The sequence below is a fragment of the Maricaulis sp. genome (assembly GCF_030149425.1).
GTDB lineage: Bacteria > Pseudomonadota > Alphaproteobacteria > Caulobacterales > Maricaulaceae > Maricaulis.
This window is the reverse complement of the sequence record NZ_JASBRQ010000011.1, coordinates 1-15,707: the sequence shown is the minus strand read 5'-3', so window position 1 is coordinate 15,707 and position 15,707 is coordinate 1. Positions and strand designations below refer to the sequence as shown.

Genomic DNA, 15,707 nt, shown 5'->3' with positions numbered 1-15,707 from the left:
TGGCCTCGGCCGAGTTCGACGATGAGAGCGAAGAAAAGCGCCCCACCGTCCAGGTCGGTGATCCCTTCACCGAGAAGAAGCTGATCGAGGCCTGCCTGGAACTGATGGCCACCGATGCCATCGCTGCGATCCAGGATATGGGCGCAGCGGGCCTGACCTCCTCCTCCGTTGAAATGGCGGACAAGGGCGGTATCGGCATCAAGCTGGACATGGACAGCGTGCCCCAGCGCGAAGAGAACATGACCACGTATGAAATGATGCTCTCGGAAAGCCAGGAGCGCATGCTGGTGATCATGAAGCCGGGCCGCGAGGATGTGGCCAAGGCGATCTTCGAGAAATGGGAGCTCGATGTCGCCGTGATCGGCGAGACCACCGATACCGGTCATATGGTGCTCGAACACAAGGGCGAGATCGTCTGCGATATTCCGATCGCCCCGCTGGCCGATGATGCGCCGAAATACGAACGCCCCTATTACGCTCCGGAAGTGCGCGCCCAGATCGATGCCAAGGACGTCGCCCAGCCCTCTCACATGGGTGAGATACTGCTCAAGCTGATGGCGAGCCCGAACATGGCCTCGAAAGCCTGGATCTGGCGCCAGTATGACCGCCACGTCATGGCCGACACAGCCGCGAGCTCGGAAGATCCGTCCGATGCCGCCATTGTCCGCGTGCACGGCACCAACAAGGCGCTGGCCATCACCACGGACTGCACGCCGCGCTATTGCTTCGCCGACCCGTTCGAGGGCGGCAAACAGGCCGTGGCGGAAGCCTGGCGCAATCTCACCGCCACCGGTGCCGACCCGATCGCGATCACCGATTGCCTCAATTTCGGTAATCCCGAGCGCGAGGAGATCATGGGTCAGTTCGTCGGCTGCGTCGAAGGCATGGCCATGGCCTGCAAAGCGCTCGACTTCCCGGTCGTGTCCGGCAATGTCTCGCTCTACAACGAGACCAATGGCGTCGCCATTCCCCCGACCCCGGCGGTCGGCGGTGTCGGCCTCATCCCCGACATGGACAAGCGCCAGGGCTTTGGCTGCATGAGCGAGGGCGATATCGTCCTCGTCGTCGGCGAGACCAAGGGTGCCATGGGTGCTTCGCTCTATCTGCGCGAGATTGAAGGCCGCGAAGATGGCGGTGCCCCGGCTGTCGATCTCGGCGTTGAAAAAATGCACGGCGATTTCGTCCGCGACCAGATCCGCGCTGGCCGCCTGACCGCCTGTCACGACCTTTCCGATGGCGGTCTCGCCTGTGCGGCAGCCGATATGGCGCTGGCGTCAAAGTGCGGCATCAAGCTGGCGCACGAGCCGGAAAATCCGGTACCGATGCACGGCTTCCTCTTTGGTGAGGACCAGGCCCGCTATCTCGTGGCCGCCAATCGCGAAAACGCCCTCGCGATCCTGCAGGACGCCAAGGCGGAAGACATCCCTGTCCACGTCGTCGGCCTCGCCGGCGGAACGGCAGTGAGCGTCAACGGCGCCCACCACCTCGAACTCGACCGCCTGCGCGAGGCCTGGGAAGGCTGGCTGCCGGGCCTGATGAGCCAGGAGGCGATGGCGGCGGAATAAAGCCGCAGCGCCCCATCACCCAGACACCGTCATCCCCCGGCTTGTCCGGGGGACCTCAATGCCGCGCGCTTGCGGTGAGATGCCCCGGATAAACCGGGGCACGACGGTGTGAGTGGTTTGGGCGGAGGGGGAAAGCTAAGCGTCCTCGCTCACCTTCACTGCCAGCATGCCGTCCATGCCCATGCCGCCATAGATCGCCTGGGTCAGCTTGTCGGCCTCGGCGTTATAGGCCTCGAACAGCGGCCGCCAGCCGAGCTCGTCGACCGGGGTGCGGAAGGGGCGCTGGCCGTGCGGCGTTTCGATGACGCGGACAATGGCCTCGATGACCAGTTTGGGATCCTGCTGCGGATTGGCGGCGAGGAATTCCATGAAGCCCTCGGCGGCCTGTTGCGGCGCCTGTGCCATCGGGCCATAGCCCATCTCTGCGGCGTCATCACTGGGGTGCATGAGATTGGCGCCGAACTCGGTCGGGAAACCGCCCGGTTCGATGAGCACGGTCTCAATGCCGAAGCCGGAAAGCTCGGAACGATAGTTTTCCGCCAACCCTTCCAAGGCGTGCTTGGAGGCATTGTAGGGACCGTAAAACGGCAGGGTAAACCGGCCCAAGAGGCTGGAAATATGCATCAACAGGCCCGATCCACGCTGGCGCATGTGCGGCAGTACCGCCCGGTTCATGCGCTGGACGCCAAAGACATTGATGTCGAACAGGCGCTGGAAATCTTCCGGGGTGAAGCTTTCCTGCAGACCGTGCACACCGACACCGGCATTGTTGATGACGGCGTCGATGGAACCGAGCGCCTCGATCGAGGCAGCGACGCCCGTGTCGACACTTTCCGTCGAGGTGACGTCAATTTCGGTGACAAAAGCGCCAGCGGTACGCAGCTCGTCGGCAACCGCCGCATTGCGGCCGCCCGGATCGCGCATGGTCGCGGCAACCTTGTGGCCCTTGTCGAGAAGGGCATGCGTGGTCATGCGGCCAAAGCCGGAGCTGGCGCCAGTGAGAAGAATATTCATGGGGGGACCTCATCCGTGTGAGTGATTACTCACACGATATGGGGAGGACCTGAATCGAATCAAGGGTGCGTCCCAAGAGATCAGCGCTTCAATCTTGTCTCAAATGAAAACACACCACTCCTTTCGGTTGTTTCATCAACCCGATCGGCAGTTTTTCCACCTAGACGTGCACATTTTAGAGTAAAGTTCGGTGCGTTTCGCTGGGAACAAGACGGCGGAAGGCTCCTTCGCGAAAGGAGCACCGCATGATGACACACAAAAACAACCGATTTGCCTGCCGCCCCAGCAAACGTTCTCGATTACCAATTTTGCAATTGATACAGCGTTCAATCGGCGTATTGCGACTAATAACCCTTTTGACGCAATGGCTATAGCGACTAGCCCCCCCTACTCCGCAGCCCCCGCCGCCGCGATCATGCCCAGGTTCGCATCCGCTTCCCGTGCGAAATCGACAATGGTTTCAGACGCATCCTGGAAGAACTCCAGCGTCATGTTTTCATAGGTGTCGGTCGGCTGGTGGTAGTGCGGGTGGAAGTCGACGCCGAGATAGATGAAGGGAATGCCGGCGCGGTGGAAGGCGCCGCTATCGGTGAGCAAGGTCCAGTCACCGCCGGGCACATCGGTCGGCTCGTCATAGCCCATGGGCAGGTTGACGCTGGAACGTGCGGCGACCGCTTCGACCACGGGGACCAGGAAGGGATAGTGATAGGTGCCCACCGCCCAGAGGATGCGGTCCTCCGACATGGCGACCATGTCGAGATTGAGATTGAAGGTGATGTCCTCGCGGTCGACCGGCGGGTTGGCGACGAAGTGATAGGCGCCCTGCAGGCCGCGCTCCTCGGCGTCCAGCGCTGCGAAGATGACATCATGCTCGGGCGGATTGGCAGCGAAGTCGGCGGCGACGGCGAGCATGGCGGCGACGCCTGAGGCATTGTCGTCAGCACCGTTCCAGATCTGGCCATCGCGCATGCCGACATGGTCATAATGCGCCGAGACAACCATGGTGTGGTCGCTGTCACCCGTGCCTTCGATCCGGCCGATCAGATTGATGCCGTTCTGCTCTTCGCCGGTATCCACCCGCATGCGGTAGGTGAAGGGCGACTCATAGCTGTCACCGATCATGCCGATACCGGCTTCTTCGAAACGTTCGATGAGATAGGCCCGGGCCCGGGCACTACCCTCAGTCCCAGCCTCCCGGCCTTCCATATCGTCGGCAGCGAGAATGCGCATGTCTTCGAGCAATTGGGTGCGATCAAGCGCGATCGCCGCCGGGGTGTCCGGGGTCTGAGGCGTTTGAGGCGCTTCCGGTGCATCGCTCGCGCTACAGGCGCTGAGGATCAACAGGGCGGCGGTGCAGGCGGATACGGACAGGATCGAACGCATGGAAACTCCCCAGGGCAGAAATCAGGGGACCAACCTGCCATGCAAAAGCGCCCAGCCCCACTGAAAAATCAGTCACGCCAGGCGCATACTCGGTGTGGCGTCCTAGAACCAGCGGCTTGGGCGGGCGGCAGGCTCGGCTTCATGATCCGGCCAGTTGGCCTCGGAGCGTTGGAGATACCCGTCGATATCCTCTTCCCAGCGGGTCTGGATCATGGGTGAGAAATTCAGGTAAAGCGTACCGTCGACAACGCGATAGGCGAGCGGGTCGGTGCGGACCTTGCGGTCATTGGCCAGAGCATAGGCACAATGACCGTCATAGGCGGGCGCATAACGGGCCGGGTCGGCGAGGAAGAGGTCGCGGTTCTCGGCGTTGGCGAAATACCAGGTCGTGCCGTTGTACTCGGCATTGAAGGCATCCAAGCCGGCGATCGGGGCGGCCTCGGTGTGATAGCTGACCACATCATAACCGCCGACGGGACGGCCATCGCGGTCGAGATACTGGTCGCCGGCAAAAGCCATTCCCGAGAGAAAGACCACAGCGAACACAAGATTGATCAGGCCGAGCCCGACACGCAGGACGATTTTGGCGGCGAAGAGATGGGTCATGGTCTTTCCTCGAACTGGCAGGGCAGTTAGCTTGCGCCGACATATGAGACGCCCCTGCCAGCTTTGAAAGACGCAGATCGGGCACGCCGCTTCACATCTGAGTGCGGTGTTGTGAGATCCCGTGAGATGAGCTGGTGCAGCAAAGACAGACTGGAGCCCCCCATGCCGATGCCCGCCGACGAGATTATCGCCCTGATCAAGGCCGGAATTCCCGATGCGGAGATCGAAATGGAGGACCTGGCCGGCGATAACGACCACTGGAAAGCCGTCGTCACCAGCGCCAGCTTCAAGGGCAAGCTGCGTGTCGCCCAGCATCAGATGGTCTATGCGGCGCTGGGCTCGAAAATGGGCAATGAGCTGCACGCGCTCGCCCTGGAGACCAAAACACCGGACGCATGACGCTGCCCCTCTCCCCGCTTGCTTTTGGCGTTACCGGTCCGCTCGCCAGCCCGGCCGTTACCTCCGGCCAGACCCGCAACCTCGTGCGTGCTGCCCTGGCCCGCGGCATCACCGTGTTCGATACCGGTCCGGCCTATGGCAATGGCCGCGCCGAGCGGCGCCTCGGCGAGGCCTTGCGTGGTGTGCGGGAGGAGCGGATCTGCCTGATGACCAAGGCCGGCATCCATGCCGGACGACGGCGTGATTTTTCGCCTGGCGGCATCGAGATGTCGCTCAAGGAATCGCTGGACCGTCTCGACCGCAAGCGGGTCGACATACTCTGGCTGCATGGACCGGCGCCGGACGAACTCACCCCGGCCCTGTTTCGCCATCTGAGCGCCTTCCAGGCGCGCGGCCTGTTCGGTTGCCTCGGTGTGTGCGGGCGCGGGGTCGAGCTCGACGCGGCGATCGAGATGGATGAAATCACCGCGCTCATGGCACCGGTACACTCATGCCTAGGCGATGCGGAGATTGCCCGCCTCGAACGCGCCAAGGCGCGCGGCATGACGGTGATGGGCATTGAAGCCCTGGCCGGCAGCGTCCGCCAGACCCGGCTATCGCTGCGGCCGGCCGATCTCTGGTATCTCGCCCGCCGCGTCAAACAAGGCCTGACCGGTTCAGTGCCGCAGGAGACCGGTCTGAACGCTCAAACAGCGCTGCAATGGGCCCTGGACCGGCCCTATTGCGACTGCGTGGTGTCGACAACGACGAATCCGGTGCATCTGGCGACCAATGCAGCACTTGCCGGTCTTGAACCGGACGCCAAGCCCGCCTAGGTCTTCTGCAGCGCCAATCCAGGAGTATCCCGATGTCCGACGCCGTTCATTCCGCCATCCAGTCCACCATCAACGACAATGATGTGGTGCTGTTCATGAAGGGCACGCCGGTCTTCCCGCAATGCGGCTTCTCCTCGGTCGTCTCCCAGGTGCTCGATCATCTCCAGGTCGATTTTGAGAGCGTCAACGTGCTCGAGGACAATGATATCCGCCAGGGCATCAAGGACTTCTCCAACTGGCCGACCATCCCCCAGCTTTATGTGAAGGGCGAATTTGTCGGCGGCTGCGACATCATCAAGGAGATGTTCCAGTCCGGCGAACTGCAGACCTATCTGCGTGAAAAGGGCGTTATCGAAGCAGCCTGATCAACAGGCTGGACCATCTGGCCTGGCGCTAGCGCCGCGCCGCCATTTGCTGCTGACGCGGGTTCCAGTCCCAGGGCTTGGTGTCGAGCGGGTTGAGCAGGATGACCTGTCCGCCGACCGGCACGCCGATTTCTTCAAAGCCGAAGCCGAGCTGAATGCCCCAGGGAATGACCTCACTGCACAGGTCTTCTCCGGTCCGATTGAGCCGCACCGTATAGATATCCTCATGATACTGCTCGACATCGAGGTGGAAATCACCGCGCGCCGTGCAGCCATGCGTGTTGGCGTGGATGACGAGAATATCGTCCTCGATGACGCGCCAGTAGATCACCGGTTCCAGACTGGGATCGGCCACCGGCGCCTGACGATTAGTGCCCGGAATGGACACGTCCGAGATCGACATCGTCGGCAGGGACGGCATGGCTGGAAGCGGCGGTAAAAAGCGGGACAGGCGGTCTTCCTCCTGCGTTGTCGTCGAACACGCAGCGCAAGCCAGCGCAAGACAAGCGGCCAGAAGAACACGCCCCATTGAATCAGCCCCCTACTGATGCAACCCCACTCCCCGGCCATACACCCCCAGGCCAAGGAGGCGAAAGAGAAACCTATTTATTTCTCTTGTTCAAGCACTTGCTCGTTTACGTCGATGACAGGGTTATGATTACGCCTGTCAGGGGAAACCCGAACGAGCGCCTCAGATCAGGTCATGAGGGGTATTCGCCGCCGGATACGCCGAGCTCCAGACACGAAAAACCCGCCGGGCTGAGCCCGGCGGGTTTTCCATGAAATCGATTGTCGTCCTCGAAATTCCGAGGAGTAGAATTCGACCACCAGGTTCGGTTCCATCTGCACCGGGTACGGCACTTCAGACAGTTCCGGGATGCGCACGAAGGTCGTCTTCATGGCTTTCGGGTCGAGGTCGATATATTCCGGGATATCGCGCTCCGGGCTTTCCAGAGCTTCCAGGACCAGCGCCATGGAGCGGGACTTCTGGCGAACCTCGATCACGTCGCCCGGCTTACAGCGGTAGGACGGGATGTTGGTCTTGACGCCATTGACCATGACATGGCCGTGGTTGACGAACTGGCGCGCCGCAAAAACGGTCGGCACGAACTTGGAACGGTAGACCACAGCGTCGAGACGGGATTCCAGCAGACCGATGAGGTTCTCGGCGGTGTTGCCCGTGCGGCGGGAAGCTTCGTCATAGGTACGACGGAACTGCTTCTCGGTGATGTTGCCGTAATAGCCCTTCAGCTTCTGCTTCGCCATCAGCTGGATGCCGAAATCGGACATCTTGCCTTTGCGGCGCTGACCATGCTGGCCCGGGCCGTAGGGACGCGAATTGATCGGGGACTTGGGACGGCCCCACAGGTTTTCACCCATGCGGCGGTCGATTTTATACTTCTGAGAGTGACGCTTCGACATCGTCTCTTCCTATGCTCGACATGGCCCGGCGACCCCACGATTGGGATCGCGATTTAAACGGCGGATACCACATCACCCGTACCCCGCGCGTGTACGCGAGAAGCGGGGGTTCTACAGGCCTGTCAGGGAAAGTCAATCGGTCTGATCAGGGTCGATCAGGCCGCGTTGCCGGCGTCTTCATCGAGGAGGTTGAGGAAGAGCGATTTCAGGACGGTGGACTGGGCGAACTCATCATCCCAGGAACCGCATTCCTGGATCAGTTCATAAGCCAGCTTCTCATCAATGGAAAACTGCGACACGACGGCATCGAGCGCATCACTGGCATGCACACCATCCTTGGCCAGCTGGGCCAGGAATTGATCCATTTTATCGGTATCATAGGGGCGCGTCGTGTCGTTCACGGCTCTCACCTTTTTCCGTCCACGGCAATATTAGACACTGGAATCCCTAAGGTTTGGTTGCGGTATCGGACCAAATTGACAACCAGTTCAGGTCAATCGTCGCGGGCGATGCGCGCCTTGCCCCGTCCGATTGCGAGCGCTTTGACCGCGCCGCGGAAGGTGCGCACCTCCTGCGCTGTCCAGCGCCCGCGGATGAAGGCCGCGCGCAAATTCTGTTTCATCAGGGGCGTTTTTTCCGGCGGGAAGAAGAAGCCGGCGCGCTCCAACTCTTCCTCGAAATGCTCGAACATGCGTTCAAGGTCCTCGCGGCTCGCCGGCTCGCCGACCGGCTCGAAGACATCCGGCGCGCCCTCTTCCGCCGACCATTCATGCGCCATCACGGCAACGGTCTGGGCCAGATTGAGGGAGGAGAAGCTGCGATCGACCGGCAGGGTAATGATCGCGTCCGCCATCGTGACCGCCTCGTTCGGCAATCCGGACTTTTCCGCTCCAAAGAAGACACCAATCTTCTCACCGGCCGCGATCGCGCCGCGCATTTCCGCCACCGCCTGGCGTGCGGTCAGGACCGGCTTTTCCATGCCCCGGGGCCGGGCCGTGGTGGCATAGATACGGGTGCGATCGGCAATCGCGTCTGACCAGGTCTTATGCAGATAAGCGGCATCGAGCACCGGCGAGCCGGCGGCCATGGAAACGGCCTTGTCATTCGGCCAACCATCGCGCGGATCGACAATGCGCAAATCAGGCAGGCCGAAATTGCCCATGACCCGGGCCGCAGCGCCGATATTCTCGCCGAGTTGAGGATTGACCAGGATAAAAGCCGGCGTATCTGACGTCTGCGGCATGGGTCCGCCCCTTCACCTTATGGCGCGCCAGTGCTAGAGAGCGCGCGAATTCCTTCTGAGCGCTGTGTCTAGCGCGTCTTATATCCGTCCGAAAAGAAAGCAGCACACCATGGCTAAGATCAAAGTCGATACACCCGTCGTCGAGCTCGATGGCGATGAGATGACCCGCATCATCTGGCAGATGATCAAGGACAAGCTGATCCTGCCCTATCTCGACATTGATCTGAAGTATTACGACCTCTCGATCGAAAAGCGCGACGAGACCAACGACCAGATCACCGTCGAATCGGCCGAGGCGATCAAGCATTACGGCGTTGGCGTAAAATGCGCCACGATCACGCCGGATGAAGCCCGCGTTGAAGAGTTCGGCCTGAAGAAGATGTGGCGTTCCCCGAACGGCACCATCCGCAATATTCTCGGCGGCGTGGTCTTCCGTGAGCCGATCGTCATCTCCAACGTCCCGCGCCTGGTTCCGGGCTGGCAGCAGCCGATGGTCATCGGCCGTCACGCCTTCGGTGACCAGTATCGCGCCACCGACTTCCTCGTCGACCGTCCGGGCAAGCTGACCATGACTTTCGTTCCCGAAGACGGCTCCGAGCCGATCGAGCGCGAAGTCTTCGACTTCCCGAGCTCGGGCGTTGCTATGGGCATGTATAACCTTGACGAGTCGATCAAGGACTTCGCGCGCGCCAGCATGAATTACGGCCTGCAGCGCGGCTGGCCGGTCTATCTGTCGACCAAGAACACGATCCTCAAAGCCTATGACGGCCGCTTCAAGGATATCTTCCAGGAGATTTTCGACAGCGAATTCAAGGACGCCTTCCAGGCCAAGGGCATTTCCTACGAGCACCGCCTGATCGACGACATGGTCGCCGCGGCCATGAAATGGTCCGGCGGTTTCGTCTGGGCGTGTAAGAACTATGACGGTGACGTGCAGTCCGACACCGTGGCCCAGGGCTTTGGCTCGCTTGGCCTGATGACCTCGGTGCTGATGTCCCCGGATGGCAAGACAGTGGAAGCGGAAGCGGCTCACGGTACGGTGACCCGTCACTATCGCCAGCATCAGCGCGGCGAGCAGACCTCGACCAACTCGATCGCCTCGATCTTCGCCTGGACGCGTGGCCTGCACCACCGCGGCCGCATGGACGGCAATGAGCAGGTGATGAAGTTTGCCGAAACGCTTGAGAACACCATCATCAAGACCGTCGAGGGCGGTTACATGACCAAGGACCTCGCCCTCCTGGTCGGCGATGAGCAGGGCTGGCTCTCCACCGAAGGCTTCCTCAACAAGGTCGATGAGAACTTCAAGGCAGCCATGGCAGACAGCGTCTAAGCCATTCGGCCCTTTCACGATTTCAGGCGGGCGGGACCTTTGGTTCCGCCCGTCTTGCTTTTGGCGAGCCGGATTGCGAGGATGTTTCAGATTATCGGGACCGTTGGGAGGTTGGGCAGGCCTTGCAATCCAGCTTTGATATCGACACCAAACTGCGGGTCTGCACCATACGGATTCGCGGACTGGTCACCGCTCCTCGCTTGGCTCAGGCCTTCTTCCAGGCCTTCGCATCTCCAGACTGGGATCGCAGCTTCAATCTGATGATTGTCTATGAAGCTGAAGCTTTGCTTGGCGAACTAACGCTCGACGAACTCCGCGAATTACAGACCAAGCTCAATGACCGGCAAGCCAAGGTCGGGATCAGGCACCGGATCAAATCGGCTCTGGTTTATGGCCGTCCGGAACAGAGAACCCTGCTCGATTTGCACGTGTTGAGCTATAATGATCAGGACTTCCTCGAGGAACGCGTCTTCGGCACGGAGGCCGACGCGATGCTATGGTTGACGCGCCCAGCGCATGCCGCATCAGACTAGGCGCTTCAGGCCTCCCCGACACAAACCTGCAAATTTAATGCGGTTTTTTGCGCACGCGATTGTCCGGTTGCCTGTGCTGGCGCATAGAGCGCAGCCCCTTGCTGGCAAGGCTGCCAGATCGAAACTCATAAAATACACGCTTTCTTGAGACCGTATCGGCTATACAGAGCGCCTCTGTGATTTGCGCATATTTGCATTCAACGATTTGCAGGAGCCTGGAACGTGTTGTCGGAATTGGAAATTTGTCTGGAGAACCGGCTGTGTACCTGGAGAATTTCCGGCAGCGCCACGGTTCAGGAGATATGTGACGGTTATGCTGAGCGTTTCTCCCATCCCGATTGGGAGCCGGGCCTGCAAAGCCTCACCGTGCTCAACAAGCTGGCTCTGGGTAATTTCACGCCCGATTCTGCGGTCGAAATCATGCGGTTTATTCGCGACTGCGATATCGCCCACAACCACATTGGCAAAAGGGGGGCACTCGTGTGCTCAGATTCCTTGAGCCAAGCCCTGCTGACATATTGGCAGCACCGAGGATCTGCCGAAATGGATCGCAGTGAGAGAGCCTTCGCGACCGAGGCTGAAGCCCTCGCTTGGCTGCGCCGGGCGCGGTATGAGGATTCTCAGGCCGCCTAGGACTAGCTGCCGCTGGAGCGTTTGATGGTGACGAACGTCTCTGCAGCGATCTTCCATTCCAGATCGACCAAATGCCATTTCGCCAGATACCGCCCGACATAGCGGATTGATAGCCCGTCGCTGATCCAGCCGCCGGTCCAGCGCCCCTGCTCGGCGGCGAGATGACCATCGTCCGACACTTCGATGCGCGCAGGTGAGCGCAGATAGCCAACGTCCTGGCACTGGCTGAAGATGGAGCCCCAGGCCTCCAGCTGCGCCGCCCGGCCCTGGATCAGGGGGGCGTCATCACCGGGGATCAAAAGCGCATCCTCGCTCAACACCGATCCGATCGCGTCGAAATCCTGGTCGGCGATGGCTGTATTGAAACCGGCACGCAGACGCGCGATCTCGCGCGCGGCGACCTTGTCGCCAACGAGCTGAACCTCACCGGTCGCCTTGCCCGTGGATTTGCCGGAGCGAGCCATCAGCCCGCGACCGCAGCGCGGATAGCGGCGAGGCCTTCATCGGCTTTGCTTCCGTCCGGACCGCCGGCCTGGGCGAAATCGGGCCGGCCGCCCCCCCCCTTGCCGCCAACGGCTGCAGAACCGGCGCGGACAAGATCAACGGCGCTGAACCGGTCCTTGAGGTCGTCGGTGACGCCAACCGCGAGCGCCGCCTTGCCGTCATTGACGCCAATAAAGGCGGCAATGCCCGACCCCATGGATGCCTTGGCCTCATCGATCAGGCCGCGCAGGTCCTTGCCGCCGACACCCTCGACCACACGGCCGATAAAGGCCGTACCGGCGATGTCTTCCGGACCGGCCGGCGCAGATCCGCCACCGCCCATGGCCAATTGCTTCTTGGCCTCGGACAATTGCCGTTCCAGCTTCTTGCGCTCCTCCTGCAAGGACAGGACACGCGCTTCGAGGTCGGCGGCCGGGACTTTCAGGGCTTCTGCGGCAGCGCGGCCATAGCCGATCTGCTGGTCCATATACTGGCGTGCGGCCTCACCGGTCAGCGCTTCGATGCGGCGCACACCGGCCGATACGGCGCTTTCGCCGACAATCTTGAACAGCGCGATATCGCCGGTACGCTCCACATGCGTGCCGCCGCACAGCTCGACCGAATAGGCCTTGTCGCTATCTTCCAGGCCGCGCCCCATCGCAAGGACACGGACACGGTCACCGTATTTCTCGCCAAACAGGGCCATGGCGCCCGCCTCGATGGCGGCTTCCGGCGCCATTTCCCGCGTCGACACAGACGCGTTCTGACGCACGACGGCATTGACCTGGGCTTCCAGGGCCGCGATCTCCTTGGCCGTAACCGCGCCATTATGGCTGAAGTCGAACCGCAGACGATCCGGGCCGACATAGGAGCCCTTCTGGGTCACATGCGCCCCGAGAATATCGCGCAAGGCGGCGTGCAGCAGGTGGGTGGCGGAGTGGTTGGACTTGGTCTCGGTGCGCTTGGAGGCATCGACATCCAGACGCGCCGTGTCGCCGGTGACGACCTCACCTTTTTCCATCACCCCGACATGGGCATGCAGCTCGCCGGCCCGTTTCTGGGTGTCTTCGACCCGGAAGACCGCGCCGTTTTCAAACGTGATGACACCGGTATCTCCGGCCTGACCGCCGCTTTCGCCATAAAAGGGCGTGCGATCAAAGACCAGCTCACCCGACTGCCCCTCGCCCAAGGCACCGGCTTCGGCACCGTCTGACACGATGGCGAGCAGCTTGCCGCTCTCCGAGGTCCCTTCATAACCCAGGAACTCGCTGGCGCCGGCCTTGTCGCGCACGGCGAACCAGACGGCGTCAGGCGCCACCTCACCGGAGGAGAATTTGGCGGCGCGGGCATCGGCGCGCTGTTTTTCCATCGCCGTGTTGAAACCGGCCTCATCCACCGTCATTCCCTTGGCGCGCAGCGCATCCTGGGTCAGGTCGAGCGGAAAGCCATAGGTGTCGTAGAGCTTGAACGCGGTTTCACCCGGCAGCGCATCGCCCTCGGTGAGACCGGCAGTGGCCTCGTCAAGCAGGCTGATACCGCGGCCCAGCGTGCGCTGGAAGCGTTCTTCCTCGACCTTGAGCGTGTCCTCGATAAGAGCGCGGGCGCGGCCCAGCTCGGGATAGGCATCGCCCATCTCGCGCTCCAAGGCCGGAACCAGCTTCCACATTACCGGTTCACTGGCGCCGAGCAGGTGGGCATGGCGCATGGCGCGGCGCATGATACGGCGCAGGACATAGCCGCGGCCTTCATTGGACGGCGTAACGCCATCGGCCATCAGGAAACAGGTCGAGCGCAAATGGTCGGCGATAACGCGATGACTGCCCAGCGCATCGCCCTCAGCCTTGACGCCGAGGGCCTCCTCGCCGGCGCGGATCAGATTGGCGAACAGGTCGACGTCGTAGTTATTGTGCTTGCCCTGCAGGATGGCGGCGATGCGCTCCAGCCCCATGCCGGTATCGATGGAGGGTTTGGGCAGATCGACGCGCTGGTCCGGTCCCTGCTGTTCGAATTGCATGAAGACCAGATTCCAAATTTCGATAAACCGGTCGCCATCTTCTTCCGGCGATCCGGGAGGGCCACCCCAGATATCTTCGCCATGATCAAAGAAGATCTCCGAACACGGGCCGCACGGGCCGGTATCGCCCATGGACCAGAAATTATCGGACGTGGAGATGGAGATGATCTTGTCGTCGGTAAGGCCGGCGATCTTTTTCCACAATTGCCGCGCTTCATCATCTTCGGAATAGACCGTGACCAGGAGTTTGTCCGCCGGCAGGCCGAATTCCTTGGTCACCAGCTCCCAGGCATGGTGGATGGCGCGTTCCTTGAAATAATCACCGAAGGAGAAATTCCCCAGCATCTCAAAGAAAGTGTGGTGGCGGGCCGTATAACCGACATTGTCGAGGTCATTGTGCTTGCCGCCGGCGCGGACGCATTTCTGGGATGAGACCGCACGCGGAATGCCACGCGTTTCCTGACCGGTAAAGACATTCTTGAACTGCACCATGCCGGCATTGGTGAACAGGAGGGTCGGGTCGTTCTGCGGCACCAGCGGGCTGGAGGAGACAACCTCGTGTTCATTCTTGGCGAAATAGTCGAGGAAGGTGGCACGGATATCGCGCAAGCTGGCCATGGTCAGTCCATCATCGGGTTTGCAAACACGCTGGCCGGACGGTCAGCGCAAGGAGTGGGTCCTAGATATAGAAACGGGTGCCCGGCCCCGCCAGACACCCGTTTAATCGCAAGCTGCTATCTCTAGCAATCCGCCGCGTTCAGCACAGGCGGATTGAGACCGGGCAGGACCGGGGTCTAGCCGGCCGCTGCGTCCTCGTCTTCAAGCTCCGGACCGGTCAGCATTTCATCAGCGAGCAGACCGGCATTGGCGCGCACCTTGCGCTCAATCTCAGCTGAGATGTCTTCATGCTCGAGCAGGAATTTCCGCGCATTCTCACGGCCCTGGCCGATACGCTCGGAATTGTAGGAATACCAGGAACCGGACTTCTCGATGACATCCCCTTTGACGCCAAGGTCGAGGAGCTCACCCATTTTCGAGATCCCCTCACCATAGAGAATGTCGAACTCAACCTCGCGGAAAGGCGGCGCGACCTTGTTCTTGACGACCTTGACCCGGGTCTGGTTGCCGATGACCTCATCGCGGTTCTTCAGTGCACCGATCCGGCGGATATCGAGGCGAACGGAGGAGTAGAATTTCAGCGCATTACCGCCGGTCGTGGTTTCCGGAGAGCCGAACATCACACCGATCTTCATGCGGATCTGGTTGATAAAGACCACCAGGCAATTGGACTTGGAAATGGAGGCGGTGAGCTTGCGCAGCGCCTGGCTCATCAGACGCGCCTGCAGGCCCGGCAGGCTGTCGCCCATCTCGCCTTCCAGCTCGGCCCGCGGCGTCAGCGCCGCGACTGAGTCGATGACAAGAATGTCGACGGCGCCAGAGCGAACCAGCGTATCGGCAATTTCCAGGGCCTGCTCACCGGCATCGGGCTGCGAGACCAGAAGCTCACCGACATCAACGCCGAGCTTGGCAGCATAGACCGGGTCGAGGGCGTGCTCGGCATCGACGAAAGCAGCGACACCACCTGCCTTTTGTGCTTCAGCGACGGTGTGCAGGGCGAGCGTGGTCTTACCGGAGCTCTCCGGACCGTAAATCTCGATAATGCGGCCCTTCGGCAGGCCGCCAATGCCCAGGGCAATGTCCAGGCCGAGCGAACCGGTCGAGACGGCTTCGACTTCCATGGCCGGTTTTTGACCCAGCTTCATGACCGAGCCTTTACCGAAGGCTTTGTCGATCTGGCTCAGTGCTGCCTCAATGGCTTTTTGCTTATCCATCTCTTCGTCTTTCACGAGTCGAATCGCGCCCCTGCTCATAACCGTATTCCCTTATTTCACGCCGCCA

Annotated in this window: 16 protein-coding genes and 1 pseudogene; 7 read left to right on the top strand and 10 right to left on the bottom strand. The window is 61.2% G+C overall.

The features are described from left to right. Positions 1–1,565: phosphoribosylformylglycinamidine synthase subunit PurL (gene purL, locus Q1V57_RS02690; RefSeq protein WP_300527405.1), on the top strand; the 1,565-nt coding region annotated here is incomplete at its 5' end. A gap of 135 nt (positions 1,566–1,700) precedes the next feature. Here purL and Q1V57_RS02685 read toward each other — a convergent pair. The 3 genes from Q1V57_RS02685 to Q1V57_RS02675 form a co-directional block, all read right to left on the bottom strand. After that, positions 1,701–2,579: an SDR family oxidoreductase gene (locus Q1V57_RS02685; RefSeq protein ID WP_300527404.1), complete on the bottom strand. Its 879-nt coding sequence runs from the start codon at positions 2,577–2,579 to the stop codon at positions 1,701–1,703. 387 nt (positions 2,580–2,966) lie between these two features. Continuing rightward, positions 2,967–3,962 (bottom strand): M20/M25/M40 family metallo-hydrolase, encoded by a 996-nt coding sequence (locus Q1V57_RS02680; protein ID WP_300527403.1) that lies wholly within the window; start codon positions 3,960–3,962, stop codon positions 2,967–2,969. 102 nt (positions 3,963–4,064) lie between these two features. Next, a complete protein-coding gene (locus Q1V57_RS02675) occupies positions 4,065–4,568 on the bottom strand; it encodes a YHS domain-containing (seleno)protein (RefSeq protein WP_300527402.1) in 504 nt (167 codons plus the stop codon). A 162-nt stretch (positions 4,569–4,730) separates the two neighbouring features. Between Q1V57_RS02675 and Q1V57_RS02670 the strand changes: the two genes are divergently transcribed. From Q1V57_RS02670 to grxD, 3 genes are read left to right on the top strand one after another with little or no spacing between them, the layout of a single operon-like run. Continuing rightward, the gene (locus Q1V57_RS02670; protein WP_300527401.1) at positions 4,731–4,967 is read left to right on the top strand and encodes a BolA family protein; all 237 of its coding nucleotides are present in this window, start codon (positions 4,731–4,733) and stop codon (positions 4,965–4,967) included. Beyond that, complete coding sequence (locus Q1V57_RS02665) at positions 4,964–5,782, top strand: aldo/keto reductase (protein WP_300527399.1); 819 nt, start codon at positions 4,964–4,966, stop codon at positions 5,780–5,782. Before Q1V57_RS02670 ends, Q1V57_RS02665 begins: the two co-directional genes overlap by 4 nt. Before the next feature lie 32 nt (positions 5,783–5,814). After that, positions 5,815–6,147, top strand: coding sequence for a Grx4 family monothiol glutaredoxin (gene grxD / locus Q1V57_RS02660; RefSeq protein ID WP_300527398.1), 333 nt, complete (start codon positions 5,815–5,817; stop codon positions 6,145–6,147). A 28-nt stretch (positions 6,148–6,175) separates the two neighbouring features. On the opposite strand, the gene Q1V57_RS02655 is transcribed toward grxD, so the two are convergent. The 4 genes and pseudogenes from Q1V57_RS02655 to Q1V57_RS02640 form a co-directional block, all read right to left on the bottom strand. Next, positions 6,176–6,676, bottom strand: coding sequence for a hypothetical protein (locus Q1V57_RS02655; RefSeq protein WP_300527397.1), 501 nt, complete (start codon positions 6,674–6,676; stop codon positions 6,176–6,178). Between the two features lie 278 nt (positions 6,677–6,954). After that, positions 6,955–7,569 (bottom strand): annotated as a pseudogene (rpsD, locus tag Q1V57_RS02650) (30S ribosomal protein S4); the annotation flags it as partial. A gap of 155 nt (positions 7,570–7,724) precedes the next feature. After that, complete coding sequence (locus Q1V57_RS02645; protein WP_300527396.1) at positions 7,725–7,970, bottom strand: hypothetical protein; 246 nt, start codon at positions 7,968–7,970, stop codon at positions 7,725–7,727. A 92-nt stretch (positions 7,971–8,062) separates the two neighbouring features. Then, positions 8,063–8,812 (bottom strand): RNA methyltransferase, encoded by a 750-nt coding sequence (locus tag Q1V57_RS02640; protein WP_300527395.1) that lies wholly within the window; start codon positions 8,810–8,812, stop codon positions 8,063–8,065. Positions 8,813–8,921: 109 nt separating this feature from the next. On the opposite strand from Q1V57_RS02640, the gene Q1V57_RS02635 reads away from it, so the two are divergent. The 3 genes from Q1V57_RS02635 (at position 8,922) to Q1V57_RS02625 (ending at position 11,311) form a co-directional block, all read left to right on the top strand. After that, positions 8,922–10,145: an NADP-dependent isocitrate dehydrogenase gene (locus Q1V57_RS02635; protein WP_300527393.1), complete on the top strand. Its 1,224-nt coding sequence runs from the start codon at positions 8,922–8,924 to the stop codon at positions 10,143–10,145. 122 nt (positions 10,146–10,267) lie between these two features. Beyond that, positions 10,268–10,678 carry a hypothetical protein gene (locus Q1V57_RS02630; RefSeq protein WP_300527392.1) on the top strand — a complete coding sequence of 137 codons (411 nt, stop codon included), beginning with the start codon at positions 10,268–10,270 and terminating at the stop codon, positions 10,676–10,678. A 222-nt stretch (positions 10,679–10,900) separates the two neighbouring features. Then, positions 10,901–11,311 (top strand): hypothetical protein, encoded by a 411-nt coding sequence (locus tag Q1V57_RS02625; protein WP_300527390.1) that lies wholly within the window; start codon positions 10,901–10,903, stop codon positions 11,309–11,311. A 2-nt stretch (positions 11,312–11,313) separates the two neighbouring features. Here the strand turns inward: Q1V57_RS02625 and Q1V57_RS02620 are convergent, their stop codons facing one another. The 3 genes from Q1V57_RS02620 to recA form a co-directional block, all read right to left on the bottom strand. Beyond that, positions 11,314–11,775 carry a nuclear transport factor 2 family protein gene (locus Q1V57_RS02620; protein ID WP_300527388.1) on the bottom strand — a complete coding sequence of 154 codons (462 nt, stop codon included), beginning with the start codon at positions 11,773–11,775 and terminating at the stop codon, positions 11,314–11,316. Beyond that, positions 11,775–14,426: an alanine--tRNA ligase gene (gene alaS / locus Q1V57_RS02615; protein WP_300527386.1), complete on the bottom strand. Its 2,652-nt coding sequence runs from the start codon at positions 14,424–14,426 to the stop codon at positions 11,775–11,777. The genes Q1V57_RS02620 and alaS overlap by 1 nt, the downstream gene beginning before the upstream one ends. A 176-nt stretch (positions 14,427–14,602) precedes the next feature. After that, positions 14,603–15,679, bottom strand: coding sequence for a recombinase RecA (gene recA / locus Q1V57_RS02610; protein ID WP_366145059.1), 1,077 nt, complete (start codon positions 15,677–15,679; stop codon positions 14,603–14,605). Between the last annotated feature and the right edge of the window lie 28 nt (positions 15,680–15,707).